A 13,257-nucleotide genomic window follows, 5' to 3' on the forward strand; every position below is an offset into this window, starting at 1 on the left:
CCCCAATATAGGGGCGGCGGCGGGAGAATCCGAGTCTGCGGGAGACGGACGACGTCGCCCCGAATGGGCGTTACTGGCTGCGCGGCGCGGCGCTTCCCGGCTGCGCCGAGCTTCCGGTCTTGGTCTTCGGCTTGGCGGGATGGGCGGCCGCTTTCGGCGGATCGCTGCGCACGACGCCCCAGGGATCGGACGATCCCTTGGCATCGGGAATCTTGCTGAGCGAGTCCTTGTAGGCCTTGTCCCTGACCGCGTCCTGCTCCTTCTCCTCCTGGGTCCTGGTCTTGACCTCAGGCATCAGGTTGACGTTCGGCATCTGCGCATAGGCCGGCGCCGACAACAGCACCGCAACCGCAACTGCGCTCAAAACTCTCATAAGAACACTCCCTGCGTTTTCGTCGGCGGTATATCACCGCAAGAAAGCCGCCGCCAAGCGCGCCTGCTCCGGCCCCGAACACGATGCGTTTCCGCGGAATCGCATCATGTTCTCATCTCTTTGTTTGAGCATGATCTTTTTCGGAAAACCGGTTTCCACTTTTCCGGATCATGCCCCTAGAGATGGTCTGACTTGCAGGATTTCGGCGACTGCATCCAGTCGTCCCAGATCGGACCGCAGCGCGTGCAACCGCTGAGCGCAAGTCCGATCGCAATCACGCCGCCGAGCACCACCAACCTGCGGAACATGTACGCCCCCACCACTCGCGAGCAGGCGACTGGGCGCCGAAACTGGGGCATTTTCAAGCCGGGCACGGCACTTGCAGCGCAGCGCAGTGCGCGTCGGAGCGCAGCGCAGTGCGCGTCGGAGCGCGAGCACGCGTCGGACGGGCTGCCGGCGCGCACTGGTTTGACCGGGCGGCCGCGCAAATTACACTGCGCAACAAAGCAGAAAAGGAATCGATCAAATGACTTTGGCGATGAGCTGGGACGAGTGGACGCAGCACGACGGGACGGCGCTCGCGGAGCGCGTCAGGTCCGGCGAGCTGACGCCCCGTGAGCTGGCGTCGCAGGCAGCCAGCGCCGTCACCAAGGTCGATCCCGCGCTCTCCGGCGTCGTCGAGCTGTTCGACGATGTGATCGCCGATCCGGCGCGCGACGGCGCCGACCTCGACGGCCCGTTCGCCGGCCTGCCCTTCCTGATGAAGGACCTCGGCCCGACCCTGAAGGGACGGCTGCAGGAGATGGGCTCGCTGATGATGCGCGGCAATCGCGCCGCGGCGGATACCTTCCTGACCGCGAAGATGCGCAAGGCCGGGCTCAATTTGATCGGCCGCACCACGACGCCGGAGTTCGGGGTCTGCAGCTCGGCGGAAAATCCCGCGGTCTATGTCACGCGCAATCCCTGGAACACCGACTACACCACCTGCGGCTCGTCGGCAGGCAGCGCGGCGATGGTCGCCGCCGGTGCGGTGCCAATCGCGCATGCGACCGACGGCGGCGGCTCGATCCGCATTCCCGCCGGGGTCAACGGCAATATCGGCCTGAAAGTCTCGCGCGGCGTGTTCTCGCTCGCGCCGCATCTGTCCGATCTCACCGGGCTGGTCTCGATCCAGGGCTGCCAGTCGCGCACGGTGCGCGACACCGCTGGCTTCGTCGATGCCTGCCGGGGACCTGCGCCCGGCGAGTTCATGCCGTTCTGGACCTCGCCCGAGCCATATGCCGCAATGATCGCGCGCGACCCCGGCCGGCTCAGAATCGCGCTGTCGCACACATGGGGCGACTATCGCGCGACGCCGCACATCACAGCCGAACTCGAACGGGTCGGCCGCTTCCTCGAAGGCCTCGGCCATCAGGTCGATTACGCATTGCCGTCGATCGACTATCGGGAAGCCTTCGCGGCGCAGACCACCTGCTACATCGGCAATTTCGCCGTCGTGATCGGCAACATGCTCGCCGCGCGCGGGCTGGAGCGGCCGCCGGCGGAGCTGATCGAGCCGATCAACGTCCGCATCTGGGAGCATGGCCGCGACTTCAGCTTCGCCGATCGCGCCCGCATGCAGGCCGTCTTCAACACCACCTCGCGCGGCTTCGGCGCCTTCTTCGAGGACTGGGACATCATCCTGACGCCGATCACGGCACTGCCGACGCCGAAGGTCGGCACCACGGAATATCTCACCATCTCCGACAATCCGTCGGTGCTGGACTGGTTCGGCAATCTGTGGCGCAACTTCGCCTTCACGCCGCTCGCCAATCTCTGCGGCATCCCCGCGATCTCGCTGCCGCTCGCGACCAACGAGCACGGCCTGCCGCTCGGCATCCAGGCGATCGGAAAGCAAGCGAGTGACGGGCTGTTGCTGCAGCTCGCCGCCCAGATCGAACGGGCGATCGACGGCAAGTGGAATGACGGCAAGACGCCACGCGTGCATGTCACGCGCCACTAGAGCAATATAGGATCAACAGAGGAACGGGACGTCATGCAGCAGCAAGCCGGGGAATTCGGGATCGACGACGCGAAACGCGTGCTCGGCGACGTCTTTGCGCCATGGGTGCAGGACCTCAATCTGGCGGTCGAGCAGTTCGACATCGCGCCGCCTGCCGGCGGCGATGCCGACTGGCAGCCCGGCGCCATCCTGCGCATGCCGTTTTCCGAGCGGTTGTGCCGCAATGGCGGCATCGTCTGCGGCCAGGCCTTGATGGCGTTCGCCGACACCGCGATGGTGCTCGCCAACCTCGCGGCCAACAAGGGCTATCGGCCGATGACGACGGTCGACCAGACCACGCACTTCATGCGCGCGGTGACGGCGTCCGACGTGCTGGCCGACGCCCGCGTGGTCCGGCTCGGCCGCACCATGAGCTTCGGCCGCGTCACGCTATCCTCCGCCACCGACAACAAACCGGTGGCGATGGTGTCGAGCGCCTTCGCGATGCTGCCGGGATAGGCCCCTCGCATCATGGCCGGTCTATCTCATCCTGAAGGATGTGAATGTATGGCGGAGGAGCGGCACCAAAAATTCAGTGTCGTCCCGGCGAAAGCCGGGACCCATAACCACCGAAGACCATTGTTGCGCAGGGCTGCGGCCACAGCCTTCCTCAACAATTAAACCCTGTGGTTATGGGTCCCTGCTTTCGTGTTTGGTCCCTGCAGATTGGTTGGATGGAATCGGTGTAGAACGAGGCGTGGCCTTTGTTAGGGAGCGCCTCGTGTCATGGAACTGAGCTTGCACGCGAACGCCACGACGACGCCGAAGACACGTGCCTACATCCAGCGCAGCCGGAAGTCGGTCGCTCAGTTGGCGGCCGAACTGGGGGTCAGCGAGACCACGATTTATCGCTGGCGCAGCCGCACGACGGTCGAAGACCGCTCGCACCGGCCGAAGAACCTCACGACCAGCCTCTCCGCGGTTGAAGAAAGGGCCGTTTGTGAACTACGGACATCGCTCCAATTGCCGCTGGACGACATCGTTGAGGTGATGCGGCGATGCATCAACGCCAAGCTGTCCCGTAGTGCTATTCACCGCTGCCTGCAGCGCAACGGCATCAGCCGGCTTGCCAAGCCTGACAAGCCCAAAGCCGGCGTCTTCGAGAATGCCAGTATCGGCTTCATCCATATCGACGTGAAGTATCTGCCGGCACTGCAGCGCCGCACCAGCTATGCCTTTGTCGCCATCGACCGAGCCACCCGCTACGTCTTTATCGAGGTCCATTCCAGGCGGGACGGAGCGACCGCGACCGGTTTCCTTAAGCGCTTCCTGGCTGATTTTCCGCACTAGGTTCACACTATCCTCACCGAAAACGGTGCCGAGTTCACCGACCGCTTCGCCGTCGACAAGAAGAACAAGCCGCCCGGGAAGCCTTCCGGCGACCACCCCTTTGATCAACTCTGCCGACAGTGCGGCATCCAGCATCGCCTGACCAAGCCCTACCATCCGCAGACCAACGGCCTCGTCGAACGCTTCAACCGGCGCATCGCCGAAGCCATTGGCCGCGAAACACAAACGGGGCAGCGCGCGCCGTACCTTTGTCAACCACGCCGACCGCGACACCTTCATCGCCAAGTTCGTCCACGACTACAATCGGACCCGCCTCAAATGCCTCGGCTACCTGGCGCCAATCCAGGCCCTCGCCAATCACACGGGACCGAACACGAAAGCAGGGACGACGTCGGACATGTTGTCCCGCCTTCAATCCCGTCATCCTGAGGAGCTTGCGCAGCAGGCGTCTCGAAGGACGAGGCTACCAGCCCGGCCTCACGGTTCGCCTGGCGATGCGAAGCATCGTACAGAGACGCGCGTATCGCGCGTCTCACCATGAAGGTTCAGACCAACCACGCTGCTAGATTTACTTGCCGAGCACGGCCTCCGCCGCGTTGACGATGCTGATGGTCGGATTCTTTCCGCAATAGGTGCCGAACTTCTTGGCGTTCTCGGTGAACACGTCGGTGTCGATGATCGCCTCGTCGGAATCGCCCTTGTACCAGCCGTCCATCCAGACAAGCACCATCTTGATGGTGTCGTCGCCACCGTCGACGAACTGTTTGCAGGTCATGGTCGAGAGATCGAGGACGGTGGCGCTGGCCGGTGCCGACGACAGCGCGAGCGCCGCGGCAAGCATGATCGAGGCAGTGATCTTCATCGCAATCTCCTTGGGCAATGATTTGGAATGAACCGGTCGCCCGAAGCCCGGCGGCTCCGTCCGCGACCTCGTAAGCGATGCGTTACATCGAACGCAAGCACGGCATCGCGCAAATCAGTCCGCACATCGCTTCGCTGCACGGCTTGAGAATTCGTGTTTCTGATTTGCGACGGCGCCCGCGCTAAAGCGTGATGAGAACAGGGCGTGTAGTCGAGAATCCAGTGTATGCGAGCGGGGATAGCGAGGTCGGTGTCGCTCTCAAAAGCCGACATCGGCGATGCTGCGTTGAATGTCCGCTCAGGGCCCAATACCAGTCCTGCGGTTCAAAAATGGCGCGATCACACTCCGCGCCGAATGACCTTCCAGGTAAGAGAGCCGGCAAGGAAAAGCGACATAGAACAGAATGCTATCGTCCCCCAGACACGGACATTAGGGCTTGTCTCATTCAGCCAAACAAGTGCCGCCAAGCACAGAAACGCAGGGATTGCGCACGCCTGTGTCACAACAAACCGGCGGCGCAGTGCGCGCGGAGCGCGGGAGCTCCAGACGAAGCCATCAACCTCGAACCTGCGGGAAATCGTATCCACCGGCTCTTGGGGATACCACTTTCCCAGCTCGCTCATGACGGACATGAAACCCCATCTGGCAATGCCGATTAGCACAATGGCGAGTAGGCATAAAATGAGCGACATCTCGCTTCTCCAGTCGCTAGCTATCGAGCGCGTCAAACATTGATAGTCCGCTTCGGGTCAAAGGCGCCGTTTTAGCAATCAGTCGGGTACTTCCGGTCTACCCCAATGAACGGACATCTTCAGAGCCGGTCGCCATATCTCAAAGGTGCCACTTCCAGGATTCGCAGCACGCCTCAGAAGTAGACGTTCGCGTTACACGGACCGGCCGCGACACCACCTGGTATCAGGCCCTGCCGCAGGACATCGCCGCTGGTGGCAGATATGCGCCACTCACGATGAACATGCTGCCGCTCGGCGCCCGCGCTTGAACTCCTAAGCCGTCCCTGCCGGCCAAGCTGGAGACCCAGCTTGCGTACTTTCAAGATTCCGCTCTACACTCTTTGAGTGTATTGACACGCTAAAGTATTCACAAGTTGTGTCCCGCAATTAACGGGACATTAACCTGCGGGTCAAGCGCGTACCGTGGCCTTTGTCGGACAGGAGTGGACCAGCCCCATGTGGAAAGACCCCATCAAGAGCACGCCTTCGATCATCCAGACCGATTTCGGGCCCTTCGGGCAGAGCCTGCCGGGGGACGGTGAAGCCTATTGCGGCCCGACGTCGATGGTCATGGGCCTTTACTGGCTGTCGGCAAACGGCTTCACGCAGGTTGCTCCTGTGGTCTACAACGGCGAGGACGACCCCGTGGCGATCAACCTGGAAAGGGTGGTCGCGGGCTTGATGCGGACGTCGAGCGAGAGCGGCAGCTTCGTGGACGGCATGACGAGCGGGATGGCCGACTATCTGTCGGCCTGCGGAATCGGGCCTGATCTTTATAATTTGACGGGCACTTCTAATCCGGGCCTCGCGTGGCTCGCCGATCAGTTGGCCCCGAACGTGTCCGAGAGTCCGCAGACGATCGTCTTGGCCAATTTCGCGGTTGGCTGGTATTCCGTTTCCCAGACGACGAAGGGATACATGGAAAATAACGGCGGCCACGTCCTCGCGCCGCTCACGGTGAACCTGACGGGTGGCACGATCACCATCAACAACGCTTTCCCCGCCTCGTTCGAGAACGTACCCAACCTCCCGTCTAGCAATCCGCAGACCGTCCAGATCGCGCAAATGCCCAGCGGATGGACGCTGGAAAATCTGCCGCTACCCTCCGAAGACTACAGCCAGGTCGTCACCGACGCGCTCACCGGGTGGGGCGTCTACGCCGTGCTCTGGCAGGGGCAAGCTTGGGCGATCTCGCAGTCGGCGCTGCCCTCGACATCCGGATATGAACCCAGCACCTGGACGATCAACCAGCCTAAGGTCATCAACACGAACGGTGGCACGCTGACCGTCGTCGCGCCGATCTCCGGGCTGGGCGGCCTGCACAAATACGGCGAAGGCACGCTCCTGCTCACCAACACAAACCAGCTGATAGGACACAACACCGTAGGCGCGGGGACGCTGGCAAGTACCCGGACATCGGGCACACCATTTGGCAGCTTCAGAGTGACGGTGACGAACGGCGGAATACTCGAGCTTCGTTCGGACGGCGCGACGGTCGATGTGCAGATCGCCTCGGGATCTCTGGCGACGTTCGTCATCGGCTCTACGGGAGGCGCCTTGCAACTTTCCGGAAGCGGCAACTATCGCGTCGTAATCGGGGGCAATGACGACGGTACCCTGACGAACATTGTCCGCAACTCCGGCGGAACTCTTGTTATCGTGCCGGGCGGCGGCATGGCCCAGCTTGGGCTGACGCAACAGGTGTTCGTGGCAGGAACGGGAGCAAACCTGCCCATCGTCATGAACGGGATCGTCGCTCCCTACATTCTCGGAGAGGACGACGACGCGGCCAGCTCGGGCAAGTTCCTGACCTATTCGCCCTCCGAGGGCTTCGCGAGCGCGGCGACCGTGTCGTCGACCGATGTCAGCATCAACGACGTTCCGGCCGATGCCGTCTACGAGGTCGTCGACAGCCAGGCGGTCGAGAGCGGCGGCGTGCCGCAGGTGGCGGCGCTCGAAGTGAACGGCGGGGCGATTACGGGCGGCGATGCGAGCATTCTGGTCGGAAGCCAGGCGAGCGGCGACGCCGCGGGCCTCATCATGAACGGCGGCAGCATCGCTACTGCGAGCCTTTCGTTCGGCGCGGCAGAAGGCCTGATCTACACCAATGCTACCGGCGGTAGTTCGCAGATCGCAGCCGCCATCGAGGGATCGGCGGGCCTGACGATCTTCGGTCCCGGCACGCTGACCCTGAGCGCAGACAGCAGCCGCATGCTTTCCGGTCTGATCAGGGTCAATGGGGGTACGCTGATTGCCGGCGGTACCGGTGGATCAGCAACGGGTGCCGGCGAGGTGCTGGTATCCTACGCGGCGACGCTGGAGGTCGCCGGCACGGTGACCGGCGCGATTGTTGTCGGCGAGTCGGGCACACTGTTCATGAACGGTGGGACGGTCTCGGGCCCGGTCACCATTGCAGCGACCGGCACCGATTCGCCTGCTCCCGGCGGCATGCTACAAGGGAGCGGAACAATCAGCGGGACCACCTCGATCAGCGGCATCATCCAGTCAGGCCCGCAGGCTGGCCTGATCACGTTCACCGGCGAGACCACTATGACCGGCGACGCGAGCTTCTATTGGCGGCTGCAGAAGCTCGTGGACGATGCTGATCCCGGAGCCGGACCTGGGATCTACTGGAACGCGCTGCAGTTCAACTCGCCGGATACGAACCTCGGCACCAAGAATGCACCTCTCTGGCTCTTCCTCGACTTCAGCGCCCTCGACGGGGACCCGGACGGCGGCAACGCGTTCTGGAAGAAGCCCCATACCTGGACGCTCTTTACCTACGCAGCCGATGCCGGCTACTTTTGGCCGGCGGGCGAGAACTTCTCGTACCAGTCCGGGAGCTTCAACACGGTCTTCGACAACTGGGTCGTGTCCCTGCAGTGGAAACCGGCCGCCACGCCGCAGAGCCTCCCCGAGCGATGGCGCGCGAACGCTCGTGCGAGAAGCCTGCCCGCGGCAACCCTACCGAATGTCCGAGATGGGTCAAATGTGGCGATCGAGGATCGTTGATGAGAAGTCCGGACTGCACCCAACACCGGACCAATCGGAGGCGGCGAAGTTGGTCCGCAAGGTGACATCCCCGCGGTCTGCGCGGCGTGTCCGCATTTCGTCTCGGAAGCGATGTCCCGGATTTACGGGTCCACGCCCCAGGTTCAATTGCATCCGCGAACAACCTGCGCTCCCTCTCCGGTTGCGGGAGGAGATGCAGCGAATGCCGCCAGGCCGATTCAACCTGACTTCATCCCGCTTTAGCGGAGCGAGGCGACGCTTGCACCATTTCGGAATAGTAGAAAAGTAACCCTGAGTTGCCCGACGTGTCAAGTTGCTTTTCGAACGCCGGCAGCTGCCGGCACCTTTGCATGGGGTTGTTTTCGATATTTTGGCGGCGCGCACCTGCGGCAGCGAGCACCTAAGCGGATCGCGAGCAGCGGCTCCGCCGCCAGCGCCAGAACAGCGCAACGAGGGCGACGAGCACGAGACCGGCGGCCACAGCCTTGGCGGTGAACCGCCCGCCGGGCCGATCGATCAGGCGGGTCCACAACGACACCCCCTCGCCCTGGCGCGGCAGGCGAAATGCCACCACGCTATCGCCGATTGAGGTGCCGGCTTCGGAATGGCCGCCGGCGCCGATCACGACGTACTGCTCGCCCTTCCAGAGATAGGTCATCGGATTGGCGACGCCCGGCACCGGAAGCCGGCCGAGCCACAGCTGCTTTCCCGACCTGGCATCGAACGCGCGCAGATAGGCATCCATCGCGCCGGTGAACACCAGGCCGCCCGCGGTGATCGCGACGCCGTTGACCAGCGGCGTGCCGGTATTGAGCGCGATGCCGAGCGGCGCGAGATCCTCGCTGGTGCCGACCGACGAATGCCAGAGGATCTTGCCGGCCTTGAGATCGACCGCCACCGTCTCGCCCCATGGCGGCTTGTTGCAGGGCGACCCGACCGCCGACTTCGCCAGCGCCCGCGACATCGCGAACGGCGCCCCTTCCTGCTGGCCGAATTCATGACCCGGCGGCGGATTGAAGCCCTTGGCCTGGTCGCGTGGAATCAGTGTGACGATGTGCGCCGCATGACTGACATTGGCGTAGAGGAGCTGATTGACCGGATCGAACGCCGCGCCGCCCCAGTTCACCCCGCCGCCTGTCATCGGATAGATCACGGTGCCTAGCGTCGACGGCGGCGTGTAAAGGCCCTCATTACGGGATTGCGCGAACAGCTTCTCGCAAGCCGGGCTCCCGATGCCCGGCAACAGACCGGCGACATCATCGGCCGTCATCCGCTGCGTCAGCAGCGGCGGCACATGGGTCGGGAACGGCTGCGTCGGCGACAGCCTCTCGCCCACGGCACCGTTCTGCGGCACCGCGCGCTCCTCGACCGGCCACACCGGCTTGCCGGTGTCGCGATCGAGCACGAAGACAAAGCCCTGCTTGGTCGGCTGGATCACGACGTCGCGTTGATCATCGCCGGTGTCGATCCGCGCCAGCGTCGGCTGCGCCGGCAGGTCGTAGTCCCAGACGTCGTGATGCACGGTCTGGAATGCCCATGCGAGTTCGCCGGTCTCGATCCGCAGCGCGACCACGGAATTGGCGTGCTCGTCATTGCCGGGGCGCTTGCCGCCCCAGAAGTCCGGACTGGGCGATGTCGTCGGCAGGAACACCAGGCCGCGCTCCTCGTCCACCGACATCGGCGCCCAGACATTGCTGTGGCCGGCCTCGACGCCATTGTGCACGAGCGGATCGAAGCTCCAGCGCGGCTGTCCGGTTCGCGCATCGAAGCCGCGCACCGCGCCGAGCGGCGCGTCGACCCGCCGGTTGTCGCCGATCGCGGACCCGACCACGACCACGCCGCGTCCCGTCACCGGCGCCGACGTGATCTGGAACTCGCCCGGCCATTCCAGCTTCATGCCAATGTCGATCCTGATCTCGCCACCGTTGCCGAAATCGGCGCAAGGCTTGCCGGTTCGGGCATCGAGCGCGATCAGGCGCCTGTCGTTGGTGCCGGTGAAGATGCGTGACCTGCAGGCCATGCCTTCCGCCGCGCGATCATCCGTCCAGTACGCGACGCCGCGGCAGACAAAGCGATTGGCCGGCCGCTGCGCCATGCTGATCTTCGGATCGAAACGCCATTTCTGCGCACCGGTGCCGGGATCGAGCGCGATCACTTCGTTGAACGGCGTGCAGAGGATCAGGCTGTCCTCGACGAACAGCGGCGTCACCTCGAACTTGGTGCGCTTCATGACCTCGGGCGGGCGAGTATCGAGATCGCCGGTGCGGAATTCCCAGCCGCGCAGCAGCTTGCCGACATTGTCCGATGTGATCTGCGTCAGCGGCGAGAAGCGTTGTCCGCCGCGGTCGCCGCCCCAATACTCCCAGGCGCGCGCCGGCTGACCACACAGCAGCAGCGCGGCAAGCAGGCAAAACAGCGACCGCATCGCGTCCTCCCCAGGATGCGATCACCGGGCGCCGCATCTCATGCGGGAAAGCATTTACGCGATCGTCGCGTCAGTATCCACCCCGGCGATAGCCGCCGCCGTAGTTGCCGCGATAACCACCACCGCCGCCGCCGATGCCGATCCCGATTCCGATTCCGATCGGCGGTCCGGCAGGCTCGTAGACCACGGTTGGAGGCGGACGGCGCACCACCACGACGTCGTCCTCAACGACGACGCGCGGCGGGCGCTTGCCCGCGCGCCGCGGCGGATCGGGATCGGCACGCTTTTTCACCGGCGCATTGGCCCTCTGCTGCAGCGGCTGTTGCGGCGGCGCCGCGTTGCAGGGACAGGTCGGCGCCGCCAGCGCGACGCTGGTCGCGGGCACGCTGAGCGCGACGGCGGGCGCCGGATCGGGACGGTAGCGCAGCCGTTCGATCATCTTGCGCGCGGTCGCTGTCAGGTCGGTGTCAGGATATTGCGCGAGGAAACCGCGATAGGCCGCGGCCGTGTTGGCGAGAACAGCGTTATTCCACGCCACCATGCGGCGATGCCGGTCGAGCCAGTCGCGCGCCTGCAGGCCGCGCGGCGTGCCGGCGAAGATCGCGGCGAAGGCCTCATAGGATTCGTCGGAGCCATCGACCACCATCAGTTCGTTCGCGGCCTCGATCGGCTTGCCCTGCAACTCGCGCTTCCATTCGTCGACCGTGCGTTTGGCCGCGGCCGGTGGCGGCGTCACTGCGGGCGACGCCGCTGTCCCCACCATGAAACGGAAGTCGTCGGTGAGCGAGGACGAGTCCCACGGCGTCTGGCGACCGTCGGTTGCCCTGTTCACCGCGAGGCGAACGCGCTTGAAGGTGTCCTCGATCGGGATGCCCGGCTCCTTGGCCGAGGCCAGCAACGCGGTAGTGTAGGGGCTGTTGGCGCCGCTGCCGTCCTCGGCTTCCGCTCCCGGCGAGGTCGAGAACGAGACAAACGTGCCGGGCGCGCCGACCCTGGCATCGACGATGGCGAGCCCGTGCCCCGCGGTCTTGCTGAGCTCCGGGAAAGGATTGTTGCGGCAGGCATCGAGCAGCACGATGCGCATCCGACTCGGAACTGAGGTGAGCGTATTCAGGACGTCGTTGAGCCGAACCGCCTGGATCGGGATATCAGCCTCGCGCTTCGGATCGACATCGACCGGCACCAGATAGTTCTCGCCGTCGATCTGCAGGCCATGCCCGGCATAGAACACCAGCGCCACGGTATCGGCGCCTTTCGCCGCCACCTGGCCAGCGAAATCGCTGAGCCGTGCGCGCATCTCGTCCTGCGACAGGTCCGATGCGGCCGTCACCGCAAATCCGGCATCGGTCAGCATTTGCGACACAGCCTTGGCGTCGTTGGCCGGATTCGGCAGCGCGGGCACCGACTTGTAGGCCGACTGCCCGATCACCAGCGCCAGCCGGTTTTCCGCCGACGCCGGCACGGCGCCGAGCAGGATCGCTGCCGGAACGATCAGGCTGAGGAGCGAACGGCGAAGCATGGCGGCCTCCGACAATGACATCGAAGATGGGTCGGAGGCCGTCAGGCCAAGGTTCATGCCTTGCGGCAAATGTGCTGCCGACCGACGCCGGTCGAATGTCGAATGGCCGCCGAGACCTGGTGAGGCCGGCTATTTCGGCTTCTTGGCCGGATCCGCTGCCGGCTTGGTGACACCCCAGGGATCGTATTTCTCCTTGGGCTCGGGGATCCGATCGAGCGCGGCCTTGTAGGCCTTCTCGTCGACCTTGGGCTTTTGCTCCGTCTTCGTATCGCCTCCAGCGCCCCCTCGCCGGCCCTGGGCCAGGGTGGGTGTCGCGAGCAGCGCCAGGATGACGGCAGCAACCGTGAAGCGTTTCATGTCAGTCTGTCTCCCCCGCCGCCGCAGCAACATCCGGTAATACCTCTACCCCAACGATAACTTGTCGCTCGACATTTGTTGATCGACAAAGCGCCGCCTCACGCGAATTCAGCGCCACCAGGGGGCGCAATCCTGACGGCGGCACATTAAATGCGCTGAATGGGACAGGGACAAGTACATCTGGCGGCGCTGCTGGCCGGCGCCGCCTTAATATTGAGTGGCTGCGGCCTGGCGGACAGCCATGCGGTGTGGCCGGAGGCCTTGAAGGTCAAGGCCTCGGAGCCGGCGCCGCTCGAGATGCCTCCGGACGTCAAACGGCTGGTCGCGGGCAAGCTGGATTCGGTGTTCACGGCCGGTTCACAGCCGACCCATGTGCGGGTCTCCGCCCCGCTGCACGACCCGCGCGGCACCGGCTGGACCGCATGCGTGCGCGCCGAACTGACATCGGTGATCGGCAAGCCGCTGGGGACGCAGACCTATCGCGTCTTCATCAATGAAGGCTCGATTTTCGATCGCCGGCAGGTCGGAGCCGACGACAATTGCGTGACGGAGACTTACGAGCCGGTCGAGAGCACCGTTGCGGCGGAAGCGCAGCGGGGCGCCAAACCCTAGCGCTTGAGCCGGCCGGGCCGCCGCACACCGGCATG

At 64.4% G+C, this 13,257-nt stretch carries 12 protein-coding genes; 6 read left to right on the forward strand and 6 right to left on the reverse strand.

All coding sequences use genetic code 11. From position 1 onward, the window contains the following. Positions 1-70: 70 nt before the first annotated feature. Both ACVMIH_RS13950 and ACVMIH_RS13955 read right to left on the reverse strand, forming a co-directional pair. The gene (locus tag ACVMIH_RS13950) at positions 71-373 is read right to left on the reverse strand and encodes a hypothetical protein (RefSeq protein WP_076828393.1); all 303 of its coding nucleotides are present in this window, start codon (positions 371-373) and stop codon (positions 71-73) included. Between the two features lie 176 nt (positions 374-549). Continuing rightward, the gene (locus ACVMIH_RS13955; protein WP_057018364.1) at positions 550-681 is read right to left on the reverse strand and encodes a hypothetical protein; all 132 of its coding nucleotides are present in this window, start codon (positions 679-681) and stop codon (positions 550-552) included. Positions 682-899: 218 nt separating this feature from the next. Between ACVMIH_RS13955 and ACVMIH_RS13960 the strand changes: the two genes are divergently transcribed. From ACVMIH_RS13960 to ACVMIH_RS13975, 4 genes are all read left to right on the forward strand, one after another. Beyond that, positions 900-2,375 (forward strand): amidase, encoded by a 1,476-nt coding sequence (locus ACVMIH_RS13960; protein ID WP_456862217.1) that lies wholly within the window; start codon positions 900-902, stop codon positions 2,373-2,375. Between the two features lie 33 nt (positions 2,376-2,408). Beyond that, on the forward strand, positions 2,409-2,873 hold the full coding sequence (locus tag ACVMIH_RS13965) for a PaaI family thioesterase (RefSeq protein ID WP_456862219.1): 465 nt from the start codon (positions 2,409-2,411) through the stop codon (positions 2,871-2,873). Positions 2,874-3,140: 267 nt separating this feature from the next. Beyond that, positions 3,141-3,704: a helix-turn-helix domain-containing protein gene (locus ACVMIH_RS13970; RefSeq protein WP_456862221.1), complete on the forward strand. Its 564-nt coding sequence runs from the start codon at positions 3,141-3,143 to the stop codon at positions 3,702-3,704. 126 nt (positions 3,705-3,830) lie between these two features. Continuing rightward, positions 3,831-4,133, forward strand: a complete 303-nt coding sequence (locus ACVMIH_RS13975) for an integrase core domain-containing protein (protein ID WP_456866482.1) — start codon at positions 3,831-3,833, stop codon at positions 4,131-4,133. Between the two features lie 139 nt (positions 4,134-4,272). Here ACVMIH_RS13975 and ACVMIH_RS13980 read toward each other — a convergent pair whose 3' ends face one another. Next, positions 4,273-4,566, reverse strand: coding sequence for an HdeA/HdeB family chaperone (locus ACVMIH_RS13980; RefSeq protein ID WP_050387706.1), 294 nt, complete (start codon positions 4,564-4,566; stop codon positions 4,273-4,275). A 1,187-nt stretch (positions 4,567-5,753) separates the two neighbouring features. Here ACVMIH_RS13980 and ACVMIH_RS13985 point away from each other — a divergent pair. Then, a complete protein-coding gene (locus tag ACVMIH_RS13985) occupies positions 5,754-8,309 on the forward strand; it encodes a hypothetical protein (RefSeq protein ID WP_456862224.1) in 2,556 nt (851 codons plus the stop codon). 400 nt (positions 8,310-8,709) lie between these two features. Here ACVMIH_RS13985 and ACVMIH_RS13990 read toward each other — a convergent pair whose 3' ends face one another. From ACVMIH_RS13990 to ACVMIH_RS14000, 3 genes are all read right to left on the reverse strand, one after another. Further along, positions 8,710-10,734: a pyrroloquinoline quinone-dependent dehydrogenase gene (locus tag ACVMIH_RS13990; RefSeq protein ID WP_456862226.1), complete on the reverse strand. Its 2,025-nt coding sequence runs from the start codon at positions 10,732-10,734 to the stop codon at positions 8,710-8,712. A 70-nt stretch (positions 10,735-10,804) separates the two neighbouring features. Beyond that, positions 10,805-12,253 carry a caspase family protein gene (locus ACVMIH_RS13995; protein WP_456862228.1) on the reverse strand — a complete coding sequence of 483 codons (1,449 nt, stop codon included), beginning with the start codon at positions 12,251-12,253 and terminating at the stop codon, positions 10,805-10,807. Positions 12,254-12,382: 129 nt separating this feature from the next. Then, positions 12,383-12,610: a hypothetical protein gene (locus tag ACVMIH_RS14000; RefSeq protein ID WP_456862230.1), complete on the reverse strand. Its 228-nt coding sequence runs from the start codon at positions 12,608-12,610 to the stop codon at positions 12,383-12,385. Between the two features lie 159 nt (positions 12,611-12,769). On the opposite strand from ACVMIH_RS14000, the gene ACVMIH_RS14005 reads away from it, so the two are divergent. Further along, positions 12,770-13,222 (forward strand): hypothetical protein, encoded by a 453-nt coding sequence (locus tag ACVMIH_RS14005; protein WP_057018357.1) that lies wholly within the window; start codon positions 12,770-12,772, stop codon positions 13,220-13,222. The last annotated feature ends 35 nt before the right edge of the window (positions 13,223-13,257 follow it).

This window comes from Bradyrhizobium sp. USDA 4503, from assembly GCF_054055815.1.